General features: G+C 43.2%; 12 protein-coding genes. 8 read left to right on the top strand and 4 right to left on the bottom strand.

The genetic code is table 11. The features are described from left to right. Positions 1-54: 54 nt before the first annotated feature. Genes DX933_RS16515 through DX933_RS16500 form a run of 4 tightly spaced genes read right to left on the bottom strand, consistent with a single transcriptional unit; the run spans position 55 to position 4,809 of the window. A complete protein-coding gene (locus DX933_RS16515; protein ID WP_223806014.1) occupies positions 55-1,110 on the bottom strand; it encodes an aldose epimerase family protein in 1,056 nt (351 codons plus the stop codon). 1 nt (position 1,111) lies between these two features. Beyond that, a complete protein-coding gene (galT, locus tag DX933_RS16510) occupies positions 1,112-2,617 on the bottom strand; it encodes a UDP-glucose--hexose-1-phosphate uridylyltransferase (protein ID WP_397316802.1) in 1,506 nt (501 codons plus the stop codon). Then, on the bottom strand, positions 2,607-3,599 hold the full coding sequence (galE, locus tag DX933_RS16505; protein WP_123317530.1) for a UDP-glucose 4-epimerase GalE: 993 nt from the start codon (positions 3,597-3,599) through the stop codon (positions 2,607-2,609). The genes galT and galE overlap by 11 nt, the downstream gene beginning before the upstream one ends. A gap of 25 nt (positions 3,600-3,624) precedes the next feature. Beyond that, positions 3,625-4,809 carry a galactokinase gene (locus DX933_RS16500; RefSeq protein ID WP_123317529.1) on the bottom strand — a complete coding sequence of 395 codons (1,185 nt, stop codon included), beginning with the start codon at positions 4,807-4,809 and terminating at the stop codon, positions 3,625-3,627. Positions 4,810-5,750: 941 nt separating this feature from the next. Between DX933_RS16500 and DX933_RS16495 the strand changes: the two genes are divergently transcribed. The 8 genes from DX933_RS16495 (at position 5,751) to DX933_RS16465 (ending at position 16,237) form a co-directional block, all read left to right on the top strand. After that, complete coding sequence (locus DX933_RS16495) at positions 5,751-6,761, top strand: extracellular solute-binding protein (protein ID WP_123317528.1); 1,011 nt, start codon at positions 5,751-5,753, stop codon at positions 6,759-6,761. Positions 6,762-6,860: 99 nt separating this feature from the next. Further along, the gene (locus DX933_RS16490; protein ID WP_123317527.1) at positions 6,861-7,970 is read left to right on the top strand and encodes an ABC transporter ATP-binding protein; all 1,110 of its coding nucleotides are present in this window, start codon (positions 6,861-6,863) and stop codon (positions 7,968-7,970) included. Then, positions 7,960-9,618, top strand: a complete 1,659-nt coding sequence (locus DX933_RS16485) for an ABC transporter permease (protein ID WP_123317526.1) — start codon at positions 7,960-7,962, stop codon at positions 9,616-9,618. Before DX933_RS16490 ends, DX933_RS16485 begins: the two co-directional genes overlap by 11 nt. Positions 9,619-9,711: 93 nt before the next feature. Beyond that, positions 9,712-11,415 carry a sensor histidine kinase gene (locus tag DX933_RS16480; RefSeq protein ID WP_123317525.1) on the top strand — a complete coding sequence of 568 codons (1,704 nt, stop codon included), beginning with the start codon at positions 9,712-9,714 and terminating at the stop codon, positions 11,413-11,415. Next, positions 11,408-12,217: a response regulator transcription factor gene (locus DX933_RS16475; RefSeq protein WP_123317524.1), complete on the top strand. Its 810-nt coding sequence runs from the start codon at positions 11,408-11,410 to the stop codon at positions 12,215-12,217. The genes DX933_RS16480 and DX933_RS16475 overlap by 8 nt, the downstream gene beginning before the upstream one ends. 42 nt (positions 12,218-12,259) lie before the next feature. Next, positions 12,260-12,505 carry a hypothetical protein gene (locus DX933_RS18270; RefSeq protein WP_145962291.1) on the top strand — a complete coding sequence of 82 codons (246 nt, stop codon included), beginning with the start codon at positions 12,260-12,262 and terminating at the stop codon, positions 12,503-12,505. Positions 12,506-13,756: 1,251 nt separating this feature from the next. After that, the gene (locus tag DX933_RS16470; RefSeq protein WP_145962290.1) at positions 13,757-14,164 is read left to right on the top strand and encodes a type 2 periplasmic-binding domain-containing protein; all 408 of its coding nucleotides are present in this window, start codon (positions 13,757-13,759) and stop codon (positions 14,162-14,164) included. Positions 14,165-14,260: 96 nt separating this feature from the next. After that, complete coding sequence (locus DX933_RS16465; RefSeq protein WP_190279568.1) at positions 14,261-16,237, top strand: right-handed parallel beta-helix repeat-containing protein; 1,977 nt, start codon at positions 14,261-14,263, stop codon at positions 16,235-16,237. Positions 16,238-16,291: the final 54 nt, after the last annotated feature.

Genomic DNA, 16,291 nt, shown 5'->3' with positions numbered 1-16,291 from the left:
AGCGAATCGACATGCAATCGATTATCTGCCAGTTTTTTATTTGTATATTTACCTCTATAAATTGCCGAATGTAAACACAGTCTTCTTCTCATAGCGTTCCCCGGCTGCGAGCTTCACAGAAGGGATGGTATCCAGCTCGAGGGAAGCAGGGGATGCTTGTGTTTCAAAGCATACACCTAAGTAATTTTTGGAAGTGCCACCTGCAAGCGGCATTCCTTCTGTCAACGCATTTGCCGTATACATAACCATGCCCGGCTGATTCGTTTCAATCGTCATCGTTCTTCCACTTTGCTTCTCCGTGACCAGCACTTGCGCTTGAAAAGCAGGGTCACGGAACAAGAAATAATGATCATAGCCATTGCCGACCGTCACGTTTTGCTCGTGCGCTGCAGCAATGCCATCCGCGAGGTAATGTCCCTGCTGGAAATCAAACGGCGTTCCAGCAACAGGGAGTACCTGACCAGTTGGAATCAAATCAGCGTCGAGCTCAATGAATTTTTCACTGTTTATCGTAACCTGATGCTGATGAACAGTATCTTGAAGGTTGCCGGATAGATTAAAATAGCTATGATTGGTCAGTGCCACGACGGTATCCTGGTCGGAAACCGCCTCATACGTTATGGTAAAAGCATTGTTTTGATCCAATGTATACGTAACAGCTACATCCAAATTGCCTGGATGTCCATCAAGCCCGGCAGGATGGCGATGGGTTAGGCGTACGCCAACCGTTTGGGCTGTTTCAAACGGCGCTGCCTGCCAAATAACCTGATGAAAGCCATTTGATCCACCATGTAAATGATGGTTCGCTTCGTTTTTTTCCAATGAATACGTTTGGCCATTTATTTCAAAGGCAGCTTGAGCAATTCTGCCGGCAACGGGACCAACGAGCGCCCCTAAATAATTGGTGTTATGGCTGTAGTCACTTACTTGTTCAAAGCCAAGGACGACATTTTCCAGCTTACCATTTCGATCCGGAACTTGAATCGAAGTAATAATCCCGCCATAATCCAGAAACTGAACGACCATTCCTTGATCATTTTCCAGGGTGAATTGCTGCCAGCCATTGTATGTGCTTTCTTGTGTGCATGTCATTTTTTTCAATATCCCCATATTATATATTCACCTGCTGGATGAATCGCTTGAATGCAGCGATTCCTTCATCTGTCTGTTTAAAGACACCAGCATCCTCCAACACACGAGCAAATTTATTGCCCAATTCTTTTTCAATCAATGCATCGACCGTATCCGATGTTGGCTGGTGTTGCTTCAGTTCCTCCAGCCATGGAAGATGATAGGCGGCCACATCAGCAGGCTGACCTAGCAAGGCTTGTTTGATTTCTGCCAGTTCTTCCTTCAGACGTGCCGGTAATACGGCAAGACCCATGACTTCAATAAGGCCGATATTCTCCCGTTTAATATGATGTACATCCGCGTGCGGGTGAAAAATGCCGAGCGGATGCTCCGCGGTTGTTCGATTATTACGAAGCACGACATCAAGTTCAAATTTTTCTCCACGACGGCGGGCAATCGGAGTAATCGTGTTATGCGGTGTATCACCAGTTTTGGCAATAATATCTGCTGCTTCATCCTGATAGTTGCGCCATACCGATAAAATATGATCGCCTGCATCAACGAGGGATTGCAAGTGATCACTTTGCAAACGAATGACAGATAACGGCCATTTGAGGATGGAAGCAGACACCTGTTCAAAGCCTGCCAATTCAAAATCAAATACAGATGCCGCCTTGGTCATGGCAAAATCATATCGACCGGCCTGATAATGGTCATGTGTCAAAATTGATCCACCAACAATCGGTAAATCCGCGTTGGAACCGATAAAATAATGCGGAAATAATTCAGTGAAAGTAAGCAATCGCTGTAATGCATGGCGATCAATATGCATGTCGCGATGCTCCTCCGCAAGTAGGATACTATGCTCATTGTAGTAAACATATGGTGAGTATTGGAGATACCAATGTTCACCAAGTAATGGCACCTGAACAATGCGGTGATTTGCCCGCGCCGGATAACCGGTTCTGCCGACATAGCCTTCATTTTCCACACAGAGCACACAGGATGGATATTGAATTTTAGGCTGCTTCATTTCCTTTTCCCGCTTAATTTGCTCGGGGTCTTTTTCCGGCTTGGATAAATTGATCGTAATATCCAGTGCACCGTAATCTGTTTTTGCTTTAAATTGAATGTTTTTTTGAATCCGATTGCTTTGAATATAATTGCTATTTTTACTTAGTTCATAAAAATAATCGGTTGCCGCTTGAGGTCCGTCTTCTTTCATATGCTGCCAAAAAAGCTGATTCACGGTTGATGGACGAGCAACGAAGCAGTTCATCACATTTGCCGCTAACATTTCTTTTTCATCAAAAATATCATCAATAACGCCTTCTGCTACAGCATAGGCAATGATTTTTTCAACGAGGTTGGGAATCGTGTCCTGTTCCGGTTCTGTGATGTCTGCAGGAAAACTGGTAAGCTGCAACTGAGCGAGCACCTGGTTACGTGCATAATTTTGATCGCTCGGTTCGATGAGCTTCACCTTCACTGCTTGGTCGACGAGTCCTTGTATCGTTTGAAAAATGCTCACGTTCTCACTCCCCATCATAGCCATGTGGATTGGCCTGATGCCAATTCCATGCATCCTGAATGATTGTATTGATTTCGGTGCGTTTCGGTTCCCAACCCAAAATATGCTTCGCTTTGTCCGAGCTAGCAATTAACACACCCGGATCCCCAGCACGACGTTCGCCAATTTTGGCTGGAATGTCCTTGCCAGTTACCTTCCGTGCTGCTTCAATGATTTCTTTAACGGAGAAACCATTGCTGCTGCCAAGGTTGAATACATTGCTGCGTCCGCCTTTTTGTAAATATTCCAATGCAAGCAGATGTGCCTGGATTAAATCCTCGACATGCACATAGTCGCGAATGCATGTGCCATCCGGTGTGACATAATCATCCCCAAAAATGGTAATATGCTCCCGCTGCCCTAAAGCAGTTTGCAAAACAATGGGAATCAAATGTGTTTCTGGATCATGATCTTCACCAATTTCTCCGGAAACACGTGCACCTGCCACGTTAAAATATCGTAAGGATACATATTTTAAATCATGTGCCTGTTCGGTCCAATGCATCATTTTTTCCATCGTCAGCTTCGTTTCACCATATGTGTTTGTTGGCTGTGTTGGCATATCCTCGCCAATGGGCACCGTGTTCGGCTCTCCATAAGTCGCTGCTGTAGAGGAAAATACGATATGCTTCACCTGGAATTCCGTCATCATTTCCAGCAGCACCTGTGTACCAAATACATTATTATCGAAATACTTTAACGGTTTTTCCATTGATTCCCCAACGAGGGAGTTGGCCGCAAAGTGAATGACTGCATCGATTTGTTCTTTTTCAAAAACAGAACGCAGAAAATCGCGGTTGCGAATGTCTCCTTCATAAAATACGGCATCTGGATGAACCGCCTGTCGATGTCCTGTCTCCAGATTATCGACCACGACAACCTGTTTTCCGCTATCGACCAATTGATAAACAGCATGGGAGCCAATATATCCAGCCCCACCTAACACTAAAATACTCATGTGCAGAACCTCCCGATTTTTGTAATTACTTTGCTGATTGTGTGTCCTCTGTAATTTCTTTCGCACCGTCACCGATAGCTGCTAAATAAAATGTCGCATCATAGCCAATCCGTTCCCGATAAATCGCATTCACCTGTTCTTCAAAATTCGCAACCTGATTTTTTTCGACAATTGCAATGGCACAACCGCCAAAACCGGCACCCGTCATCCGCGCCCCCAGAACACCTGGCTGCTTCCAAGCTGCCTCAACAATTGTATCCAATTCGATTCCAGTCACTTCATAATCCTGTTGCAAAGATTCGTGGGATGCATTCATGAGCTGACCAAATGCGACCAAATCATTTTGCTGCAGCTTTTCCAGTGCCTCCAGTGTACGTGCGTTTTCATAAACGGCATGCTTGGCGCGCTTCCGATGAATCGGATCGGAAATTTGCTCACAATGGGCATCAAACTTTTCCACAGTAAGCTGACCAAGACTTGTAATATCAAGCGTTTTTTGCAAGTCAGCCAAAGCCTGTTCACATTGCGCACGTCGTTCATTATATTTCGATCCAGCAAGCGTCCGACTTTTATTTGTATGAATGATGATAATATCATGATCCTGCAAAACAATTGGCGCATACTGATATTCTAGCGTATCACAATCCAGCAGCATAGCATGGTTTTTTCGTCCCATGCCAACCGCAAATTGATCCATGATGCCACTATTGACTCCGATGTAATTATTTTCAACCTGCTGGCCCAATTGAACCATCCGAATCCGGTCGATATCGAGTTCAAATAATCCTTCCAACATCACACCAGTCACCAACTCAATGGAAGCAGAAGAGGATAGCCCCGCAGCATTAGGTATATTTCCGTAAAATAATATATCCATACCTGCATCAATGGTGTATCCATCTTTGATAAGCGCCTGAATCATCCCCTTTGGAAAATTGGACCAGCCATCTTCCTCCTTGTAGTCCAAATCATCCAGTGAGCTTGTGTGGATGCCGTCCTGTTCAAAGTTCATCGAATAAAAACGCAGCTGCTTATCTGAACGCTTTTTTGCCAAAGCATAAGTGCCATAAGAAATAGCAGCAGGGAAAACATGCCCACCATTATAATCGGTATGTTCACCAATCAAATTAATCCGTCCCGGAGCAAAAAATAACCGCGCCAAATCCGTGCTGCCAAATACCTTTTGGAATGCCGATTTCAGATTGTCCATATTGTTTCTCCTTCCAATGATATCGCTATTTGTAGAAATTTATTAATTAATTTAACTAAGTCTTATTTTACGTGACGTATCCCGTAAATTCAAGAGATTTTTTGTATGCCCTTTCTTTTCGGCAAAGTGCACAAAATCAACGGTTCCCGTTACGACAGTTTGACCCGAAAAACAGCCCAAAACAGATCGAAAATAGTGCTTTTAGCCGTCCGAAAATAGAACTAGAAAAGAAAGTTGATTCACCGTTTTGTCTGTGGTGAATGTAAAGGATGTGACTTAGGCTGAATCTATGATTACGAGACAGTTAAGCGTGATTTAAGTTATCTGACTTAGGTTCATTCGCCATTACGAGGTAGATAAACCCGATTTAAGTTATCTGACTTTGGTTCAATCACGATTACGAGGTAGATAAACCCGATTGAAGTTATCTGACTTTCGTTCATTCGTGATTAGGAGGCAGTTAAACCCGATTTAAGTTACCTGACTTTGGTTCAATCACGATTACGAGGTAGTTAAACGTGATTTAAGTTACCTGACTTTGGTTCAATCACGATTACGAGGCAGTTAAACGTGATTTAAGTTATCTGACTTAGGTTCATTCGCCATTACGAGGCAGTTAAACATGATTTAAGTTATCTGACTTAGGTTCAATCACGATTACGAGGTAGTTAAACATGATTTAAGTTATCTGACTTTGGTTCATTCGTGATTAGGAGGCAGTTAAACGTGATTTAAGTTATCTGACTCTGGTTCAATCACGATTACGAGGTAGATAAACCCAATTTAAAGCACGTGACTTTGGCCGATTCCACCATTAGGAGGTAGTCAAGCCTCATCATACGTGTTCAATAGTAGACAATTGTGTTGTTTTGTGGCATTGTAACCGCTTACCCGCGCTTTTATAATAAAGGAGCAAGTGATAAACATAGGGAGGTCAAAGCATGAGAAAGTTAATGGGCTTGGTTGCAATATTGGGGTTAATGGTTGCGCTCGCAGCTTGTGGGGGAGACAAGGCTGATGAAGACAAGTTGGTCATTTACTCTCCGAACAGTGAGGATATTGTCAATACGATAATACCGATGTTTGAAAAGGAAACAGGAATTAAAGTGGAGCTCATCTCCGCTGGGACAGGGGAATTGATCAAACGAATACAGTCGGAAGCGGATAATCCGTATGCGGACGTGATGTTTGGTGGAAGTAAGGCACAAGCACTTGGTTACCCGGAATTATTTGAAGAATATGTTTCTGATAATGATAAAGAGATGGAAGATGGTCATAAAAATGATAGCGGATTCTTGACGCCAATTATTGCCGATGGCAGTGTGCTGCTCGTCAATACAGATTTGATTGGTGACATTGAAATCAATGGCTATGCGGATTTATTAAACCCGGAACTAAAAGGAAAAATTGCTGCGGCAGATCCAGCAAGCTCCAGCTCCGCATTTGCACAGCTGACGAATATGCTGCTGGCAATGGGTGGCGATTATGAATCCGATGCTGGCTGGGATTATGTCGCAAAGCTTGTTGAAAATCTGGATGGAAAAGTCGCAAGTGGCTCTGGTGCGGTGCACAAAGGAGTAGCTGACGGAGAGTATGTAGTTGGTTTAACCTATGAGGATCCATCTGCAAGCTATGTGCGTGATGGAGCGCCAGTCGAAATTATTTATCCAGAAGAAGGAACGGTATTTTTGGATGCAGGGGTCGAAATTGTGAAGGATGCACCAAACATGGAAAATGCGAAGAAGTTTGTTGACTTTGTTATCGGTCAGGAAGCACAGGACGCATTTGGTACCGAACTAACAAACCGCCCACTTCGTAAAGGGGTAAAACTTGGTGATCATATGACACCACTATCTGAGATCCATGTCATCGAGGAAGATGAAGATTACGTAAAAGAAAATCGTGATGAAATTATTGAAAAATACATCGACGTGTTTACAGATGCACAGTAATGCAAAATTTTAAATAATCGACAAACAAACAGGGGGTTCGATACCGATGTTCGGGGTCGGACCCTTATCAAAATAGCAGCATGGGAGAAGGGGATTGCAGTGAGTATTTCAATTGATTTTAAAAATGTCGTAAAAAAGTATGGGGATGTCACTGTGATTCCAGGGCTGTCCTTTCAGATTAAGAAGGGTGAATTTTTCACATTGCTTGGTCCATCAGGGTGCGGTAAAACGACCCTTTTGCGGATGGTCGCTGGATTCAACAGTATCGAGGGGGGAGAAATTAGCTTTGATGACAAAGTGATCAATCAAATTTCTCCTCAGCATCGAAATATTGGGATGGTTTTCCAAAACTATGCGATATTTCCACATTTAACTGTACGAAAAAATGTCGCCTTTGGTCTGGGCAATCGCAAGGTACCAAAGGATGAAATAGATAAACGTGTGAACAACATGCTTCAAGTGGTGCAAATCGAACAGTTTGCCGACCGCCTTCCAGAAAATTTATCTGGTGGTCAGCAGCAACGTGTCGCGCTGGCGCGGGCCATTGTCATCGAGCCGAGCGTATTGCTGATGGATGAACCGCTTTCTAACCTCGATGCCAAGCTGCGGGTGGACATGCGGAATGCAATCAAAGATATTCAGCATGAAGTAGGGATTACGACGGTTTATGTAACCCATGACCAAGAGGAGGCCATGGCGGTTTCAGACCGAATTGCCGTCATGAATCTTGGCGAGATTCAGCAAATTGGTACGCCGCAATCGATTTACCAACGACCAGCGAATATCTTCGTCGCCAGCTTCATCGGTCGCACCAATATTTTAGAACGGGAGATTACTGGGCAAGCCGATCGGCATGTTCTTCATTTAGATACCGATTATCAGGTGGACATCGACCATTTAACCATTCCGAAAGACAGTGGCAAGGTTTCGGTTAAGCTTTCGATTCGTCCGGAAGAATTCATTATTGATCCGGATAATACGGTTGGCATGGAAGCAGAGGTATTGGAAAACATATTCCTCGGTCTCAATGTTCATTATTTTGTGCGGTTGAAATCAGGTGAAAAAGTCGAAGTCATTCAAGAATCGATGATTGGTGAAACAATCGAACCAGGTACAAAAGTGAAGCTGCAAATCAAGAAACAAAAAATCAATATCTTTGATTTTGAAACGGAAATGAATGTGATTGAAGGTGTTGACAATGGTATCTAATCTAGCGAAAAAAAGAGACATGTGGTCACTCATTACGCTGGGAATAATTGTGATTTATGCCTTTGTACTCGTATTTCCGCTCATTGCCCTATTGAAGGAAAGCTTTACAGCGGGAAAAGACGGCGCCTTCTCTATGGATTATTTCTTCAAATTTTTTGGAAAAAAGTATTACTATGGTGCTCTATTTAATAGTATGAAGGTAACTGTTGCGGTAACCATCGCCTCAGTTATTTTGGCAACACCGCTCGCCTACATTATGACAACGGTGAAAATCAAAGGGAAAATCTATTTACAGATTTTAATTTTGATTTCTTCAATGGCACCACCATTTATCGGCGCCTACTCGTGGATTTTATTGCTCGGTCGTAATGGGGTAGTGACCAACTTTATGCGCGATGTATTCCATCTTGGTACACCAGATATTTATGGTTTTCTTGGAATTACCCTTGTGCTCACCTTACAGCTGACTCCATTGATTTATATGTTTTTAATGGGCGCGTTGAAAAGCATTGATAATTCCTTACTCGAGGCCGCCGAAAGCATGGGCTATACCGGGATCAGCAAGCTGGTCAAAGTAGTCATGCCTTTGATCGTACCAACAATTTTAGCGGGTGCCTTGATGGTATTCATGCGTGCTTTGGCAGACTTTGGTACACCAATGTTAATTGGGGAAGGCTTCATGACGCTGCCAGTGCTGATTTTTAATGAGTTTATTAGTGAAATGGGTGGAAATGACGGCTTTGCAGCAGCAATCAGTGTCATCGTCATCATTATTGCGCTGACCATTTTCCTCATTCAAAAATATATTTCCAATCGCAAGTCCTTTTCAATGAATGCCTTGCATCCGATTAAAGAGAAAAAGGAATCCGGCATGAAAAATTTCCTCTCTCATGTATACGTGTATGGCTTCATTGCGCTGGCTATTTTACCACAGCTTTACGTTGTGTATACGGCCTTTTTGAAAACATCGGGGCGGATTTTTGTCAAAGGCTATTCCTTGGACAGCTTCCGTCAAGCCTTCGACCGGGTGGGCGATGCGATCCTGAATACATTTATGCTCGGTTTGACTGCAATCGTCTTTGTCGTCATCATTGCCATTTTCATCGGGTATGTTACGGTAAGGAAACGAACCTCGGCAACGAATGCACTTGATGTCATTTCCATGGTGCCGTACATCGTGCCAGGCTCGGTCATGGGGATTGCGCTGCTCTTAGCTTTCAATAGCAAGCCATTATTATTAAGCGGAACAGCAGCAATTATGGTCATCTCCTTTGTCATCAGGCGACTGCCCTACACGATTCGATCAAGTGCGGCAATTGTCCACCAAATTAGCCCAAGTGTCGAAGAAGCATCGGCAAGCCTTGGTGCATCAACGTTAAAGACATTTACCCGCATCACATTACCGATGATGATACCCGGCGTTATTTCCGGGGCAATATTAAGCTGGGTCACGATTATTAGTGAATTGAGTACGTCAATTATTCTCTATACAGCAAAAACAAGAACGATGACGATTGCTGTCTATACAGAGGTTGTCCGCGGAAATTATGGCATTGCTGCAGCACTTTCGACAATCTTAATCGCCATCACCATCATTTCCCTGCTCATTTTCTTCAAGCTTACCGGGCAGAAGGAAGTATCGATATAAACATGCATAAAGGGAATAATGTATCTGCAGGCTCAGATGCATTATTCCTTTCGCTATCCATAGTATAATAGCTTTAGAAGAGGAGGGGATGGGATGAAACCCCTGCAAGGGAAAAACTTCAAGGATGCGACGAGGGCATTATTTTTAAAATATACCGTCATCCCCATCCTGCTCATTATTATCTTGTTTCTTGTGTTCACCGTTTTCGTCTTCAAAATTAAAGCGATACATGACACGAAGCAGTCCGCACAGCAGGTTGAATCAGAAATCATGACTGTGTACCAAACCTATCTTGATGAGCTGGAGTACATGGCGAATGCATCAGCAGTAAAAGAAACACTGCGCTCCAGCAGCAAAAATCATTATGTGTACGAGGAATTTTATAATTTTAATAATCAACAAACAGTGAAGAGCGCCTTCCATTTTGTCGATAAACGGGATGTTTTTTTGGCCCAAACGATTCCATCGGATCATGAGCTGAATAAGAAAATTATCCGTGATATCCTGCCCTGGATTGATAAAAATCCGGAAGAAATTTATATGGATGCCAACCGAACTGAATTTATCAATGGCAAGGTAGCGTCATTTACCATCGGCAAGGCAGTCATGCAGGAGGGACAAGTGGCTGGTTATTTAATTTATCAGCTGTATGAGGAAGATTTGGAGCGGCTCATATTTGGCAAAAAGGCAGATATCATCGTGCTGGCGGATGACTATGATTATATTATTGCTTCGACCAACAGCATCGTCGTCGGCTTAATGAATAAATTCAGTCCCGAGCATTACCATGATCACTATGTCAAAATCAAAGATGATAATTATTATATGAGTAAAATTGCGGCAGGCGATTTTTCCATTTATGCATTAAAAAATATGAAAAATGATCATCTCGTTTTTTATTTATACGTTATTTTTCTCGCCTTAATCGGTGTTCTATTATTTTTCCTGTTGAAAAATTTAGCCGAAAAAATGTCCTCCCAAAATGCAGCCTCCATCGATAAACTCATGCAGGCGGTCACTAAATTGGAAAAAGGGGATATGACGGCTTACGTGCACATCCAGACGGGTGATGAATTTGAGATGTTGGCGCAGCATTATAATAAGATGCTTGATAATTTAAATGAATTAATGGAGAAAAACCGTGAACTATCCAATATTCGCCGTATCAAGGAAATTAAATTGTTGGAAAGCCAATTCAATCCGCATTTTATGTTTAATGTACTGGAAACGTTACGCTATACGATGTTTATTGACCGGGAACAGGCACAGGAAATTATTTTTTCCTTGTCACGGCTTTTACGTTACAGCATTCATAAGGATGATCAGCTCGTTCCGTTCGAGCAGGATTTAAATTATATCGTCGATTATTTGCAGCTGCATCAATACCGATTCCAGGATCGACTGGATTATGAGCTGGACGTTGCTGATACCGTACGCCCGATTTTCGTACCGCGCTTACTACTGCAGCCATTAATCGAAAATGCAATAAAATACGGCTATCAAACAAAAACACATCTGCATATCTTAATCAGCGCCAAAATTAAGGGTAATCAAATCGTGTTCTCCGTTCAGGATGATGGCCCTGGTATCGAAGCCGAGAAACTTGCAGCCATCCGTGAAAATTTAAAAACGATGGACAGCACCAATTTGGATATTGGTATCGGATTGTACAATACGCACCGCAGAATGGTGCTGCAATATGGTGAGGATTATGGGATTCAAATCGACAGCTCAATCGGCGTCGGCACCACTGTAACGATAAAGATGCCATACAAAGGAGCGAAAATCGATGTATAAGGTATTAATTGTGGAAGATGAAGATATGATTCGCAATGGACTGCATTATATGATGGACTGGACGGCGCTCAATTGTGTCGTAGCTGGTGAAGCAAGCAATGGCAAAGAGGGCTTGGAACAAATCGCAGCGATTGAACCAGACATTGTCCTGCTTGATATCAACATGCCGATCATGAGTGGGTTGGAAATGCTCGCAACCTACGACGAAGAGCCACCTTTCAGCATCATCATCCTGTCCGGCTATGATGATTTTCAATATGCTAAGCGTGCTATCGAATATCGTGTCATTGAATACTTGCTGAAACCAGTCGACCACCGCGAGCTGCGGGCAGCGGTGGAACATGCTAAAGAAAGGGTTCAGCAAAAACAGAAATTACAACTGCTGCAAACATCCGCCAAACAACCAGATGAACTGCATGTACTCGACATGCACGTATGGAATAAACAACAGCATCCATCCAGCCATGTCGCGCAGATGATTGCCTATGTACAGGAAAATTATGACCAAAAAATTAGCATGAACGACCTGGTGGAAGCGCTCGACCGCAGCGCCACCTACTTAAATAATAAATTCAAGGAAAGCACCACCTACACCTTTAATGAATTCTTAAATCGCTACCGCGTCCACCGCGCCATCGAAATGCTGCGCCAAGGCGACTGCAAAATCTCGATGCTCGCACTCGACGTCGGCTTCAGCAACTATCGTTATTTCATCAAAGTATTCAAACGCTACACCAACGTTCTACCAAGCGACTTCGCCAAATACTACCAGCACCACAACGAACCAAAAGAAATCACATGAAGGAATCGGTGAACCGATTCCTTTCCACTTGAAGAGATTCTATTGGCAGGAATCGACACATCGATTCCATTTTTTATGTCGGTAGAAATCGGCTGGCCGATTTCATTCTCATTCGGGGTGATCGTTAGGGAGGTGGAGTTGGTGCGCGAGTCGATGCAATCCACGCTCGAGCTGCCGTGGTTGGTGCGTGAGTTCGTGTGGTTAGTGCGTGAGTTTGGCTGGTTGACGCTTGACTTCGTGTGTTCGGTGCGCGACATTGAAATGTGGGCATGCGACTTTCGAGCATAGGCATGCGACTTTGAGGTCAAGGCATGCGACTTTCGAGCATAAGCATGCGAGTTTGGGGTCAAGGCATGCGAGTCTGCCACCAACCCATGCGACTTCCGCCAAAAGGCATGCGACTTCATGCCAAACTTATGCGACTTTCCAGCGAAGGTATGCGACTCCCGGCCAAACCCATGCGACTTTCACTTTTAGGCGAAGTCGCGGACATTATATTGGGTTTATCTACCTTGTAATTGTGAATGACTCAAAGTCAGATAACTTAAATCGTGTTTATCTACCTCGTAATCGCAAATGAACCAAAGTCAGATACATTAAATGCAGTTTAATTACCTCGTAATCGTGAATGACCCAGAGTCAGATAACTTAAATCGTGTTTATCTACCTCGTAATCGCAAATGAACCAAAGTCAGATACATTAAATGCAGTTTAATTACCTCGTAATCGTGAATGAATCAAAGTCAGATACATTAAATCGTGTTTATCTACCTCGTAATCGTGAATGACCCAAAGTCAGATAACTTAAATCGCGTTTATCTACCTTGTAATTGTGAATGACTCAAAGTCAGATAACTTAAATGCTGTTTATCTACCTCGTAATGGCGAATGACTCAAAGTCAGATAACTTAAATCACGTTTATCTACCTCGTAATCGTGAATGACCCAAAGTCAGACACATTAAATTGATTTAATCCACCTCTTTTACCAAAGTAAGCAACCCTGGACCAAATCTATACGACTTCACTGTAAATCCTAGCGTCACCCAGCCATAAATCGTCTTCCCAATAAAAAAATGCAGTAGGAATCGGCGCGCCGATTCCGTCCTTACTAAAAAAAATCCAATGATGTGGAAATCGGCAGCCACCGATTTCATCCCATTAATTGTCGGAATTCATATAGACAGAAAACTCACTCTATGCTAGGATGAAAACAATTAGTAAAAGTTTTATTAAATTTTTTCAACGTGAATTTACGAGTAAGATGAACAACAGGGAACACACGGAAAAAGTTGATGAAGCAGCGCATAGCCAATAACGACAGTTTTGGAATCAAAAAATGGAAACGGTATCAGAGGCTCACAACCTTGTGAACCTGGCTGATGCTTCAATTGATTCCAGTATGTACACTGGAACGGCTTTGCGTCATATAAGGGAGGGGAGAACCTTATATAAATTAAATTAACTTTCATCAAATGTGCGTGAAGCATCAACCGGTGCATCCCACGCCAAGCGCCGCACGTCAACAGAAGATGGCGAGTTGAAATATCTCGATAAAATTACCAAAAGTGAAGAAGGACTTTCCTTTGAACAGGAATTGGCTAAATATTTGACATGGCCTGGTGGCGGTTACCCAGGATATGTGAAGGCAGAACTGTTCCAAGGTCTGGAAAACTCACCGAAATCGGCTGAATCTGCGAAGAAATTGGAGCCATATATGATTGAGGAAGCATGGCCAACTTTCACCCATACAGCGGAAGAAAATCGTGTGCTTGCATCGACTGGTGCTGATATTGAAAAATATGCACTGGAAATGCGTGACAAATTCATTTCCGGCGACGTACCTTTTTCAGAATGGGATAAATATGTCGATACCATTGAAAAAATGGGATTGGAAGAATATATGAAAATCAAAGAACAAGCCTTGGAGCGTTATGAAAAAAATTAATGCCAGCAGCGTATAGAAGCAAAAAATTCGGGGGAACGTTCATGTTTCCCCTTTACGCTTCTTAAAAAGGAAGCACTGGTGACGGAGGGAACACTTTTGTCGAGGAAAAATATAAAAGCTGCCATCCAAGCATGTCAGCACACCATCTGTGTCACGGATTTTGGAGCGGATCCAACCGGTAAAACAGATAGTACAACAGCAATTTGGCAAGCATTTGAAGCGGCTAAGCAAGTTACTGAATTAGTCGTGATTGATTTTCCAACAGGTACCTATCAATTGCAAAAAGGCACCGCGCAGCAACGGGAGTACCATACATCGAACACGAACAGCATTGAATTTCCAATCAAGCACATCGCACTGCTTCTCGAGGAACAATCAGATGTCATCATCAATGGAAATGGTTCACTGTTTATGATTCATGGCGATTGCATGGCATTGGCCGTTGTCAAATCGAAAAACATTCATTTATATGATTTTTCCTGGGATTTTGCCGATCCGACAACGATAGAAATGACCGTGTCAGATGTAGGCACTTGGGAAGGTGGAGAATATACCGACTTTTACATGCCAGCCTGTTTTTCCCATGAGATTGCCGATAATGAAAGGGACGTTATTTGGAACAGTGCCGTGGATCCGACCAGTCAGACCTATTATTGGCAGGATAAGAATCATAAAAACGGTTGGACCTTGGTCGCGTACCATCCTGATCGAAATATCACAAGGCGCTATGCGTTGGAACTCGGCCCATTTGCGGAGCATCGTACAAAGGTTGAGCAGTTAGACGACACTACCATTCGCATTTATTATGATCAAAACAGACCCCACTTGCATAAGCAAGGGCTTGTATTTGAATTTTGCTCGACGCCAAGAAGGGAAACGGCGGGGGCATTTATTTGGGAAAGTGCGCACACCGTCATCGAACAGGTTCATGTGCATTATATGCATGCGTTTGGCTGGCTAACCCAAATGTCGCATCATGTTTCCTATTATGATTGTACGTTCCAAACGAGACCGGAATCAGAGCGCCATACGTCAGGTTATGCGGATTGCATTCATTTTTCCGGTGCCGGCGGACATGTGCATATCGAGGGCTGTACTTTTAAACAAGCCCATGACGACCCAATTAATGTGCATGGAACCTTTACGCGCGTAGAGGAAAAAATCGATGACCACACCTTGCTTTTAAAATATATCCAGCGTCAGCAAGGGGGATTCCCACAATATTATGTTGGGAACCAGGTGATGTTTTATCGCCGGGACCTGCTTGTGCCTGGGGAAGACAATGGTCAAATATATACCGTAAAAAAGGTCGTTCACCCTGGTGAACAAGGCAATGATATGCGATCGATGCGCGTCACATTTGAGGAGAAATTGCCAGATGATCTTGCTACGTATTTGACGGACAAAGAACCGATGTTTGTCGCAGAAAATATTACGTTTACGCCGTCCGTTTGTATCAAGGACAATCATTTTGAGACCATCTCCACACGTGGGATTCTTTGCACGACGAGAAAAAGTGTACTCATCGAAGGAAATGTGTTCAAGCATATGGCGATGGATTGTATTTATTTATCAAATGATTCCCATTTCTGGTATGAATCCGGCCCGATTCGTAATACGACGATTCGCAATAATACGTTTTATGTGACCAAGGTTGGCGGCGCACCATGGCGTAACGCTGCCATTCGAATTGATCCCATCACCTATGGAAATACATTGCCACCGGTGACGAATACGATTCATAAAAACATTCGCATCGAAGAAAACACTTTTTATATGGAGCATGAATCTGTACTGGCAGCAAAAAGCGTGGATCATTTAACCTTTGTTAATAATGAAATTTATCCGTATACGCCAGCGAGAGACACATCGATACCAGAAACCATTGTCGGCGAAGCACATGAAACAGAGCGCGAGACAGCTACCTTTGAATTGATTGCCTGCCAGCACGTGCTGATTGCAAATAATCGCTATGCAGCAGACATCGAGCCAACACTATACTATGCACAGATGACGAAAGCGGGCCTCCTGCAATCGGATGTGTTGAACATAAAGGAAACCAAATCATCGTAAAACATACAAACTTGAAAAATATCATACAAGAATAGACAGAAAGGAAGTTTTCGC

Source organism: Ornithinibacillus gellani (genome assembly GCF_003730295.1).
Classification (GTDB): Bacteria; Bacillota; Bacilli; order Bacillales; family Amphibacillaceae; genus Ornithinibacillus_A; species Ornithinibacillus_A gellani.
This window is presented reverse-complemented; position numbering and strand designations above follow the sequence as displayed.

Excerpts from the sequence above, each read along its gene's own strand:
- DX933_RS16500 (WP_123317529.1), bottom strand. The coding sequence starts at position 4,809 with ATGGACAATCTGAAATCGGCATTCCAAAAGGTATTTGGCAGCACGGAT.
- galE (WP_123317530.1), bottom strand. The coding sequence starts at position 3,599 with ATGAGTATTTTAGTGTTAGGTGGGGCTGGATATATTGGCTCCCATGCT.
- galT (WP_397316802.1), bottom strand. The coding sequence starts at position 2,617 with ATGGGGAGTGAGAACGTGAGCATTTTTCAAACGATACAAGGACTCGTC.
- DX933_RS16495 (WP_123317528.1), top strand. The coding sequence starts at position 5,751 with ATGAGAAAGTTAATGGGCTTGGTTGCAATATTGGGGTTAATGGTTGCG.
- DX933_RS16515 (WP_223806014.1), bottom strand. The coding sequence starts at position 1,110 with ATGGGGATATTGAAAAAAATGACATGCACACAAGAAAGCACATACAAT.
- DX933_RS16480 (WP_123317525.1), top strand. The coding sequence starts at position 9,712 with ATGAAACCCCTGCAAGGGAAAAACTTCAAGGATGCGACGAGGGCATTA.
- DX933_RS16485 (WP_123317526.1), top strand. The coding sequence starts at position 7,960 with ATGGTATCTAATCTAGCGAAAAAAAGAGACATGTGGTCACTCATTACG.
- DX933_RS16475 (WP_123317524.1), top strand. The coding sequence starts at position 11,408 with ATGTATAAGGTATTAATTGTGGAAGATGAAGATATGATTCGCAATGGA.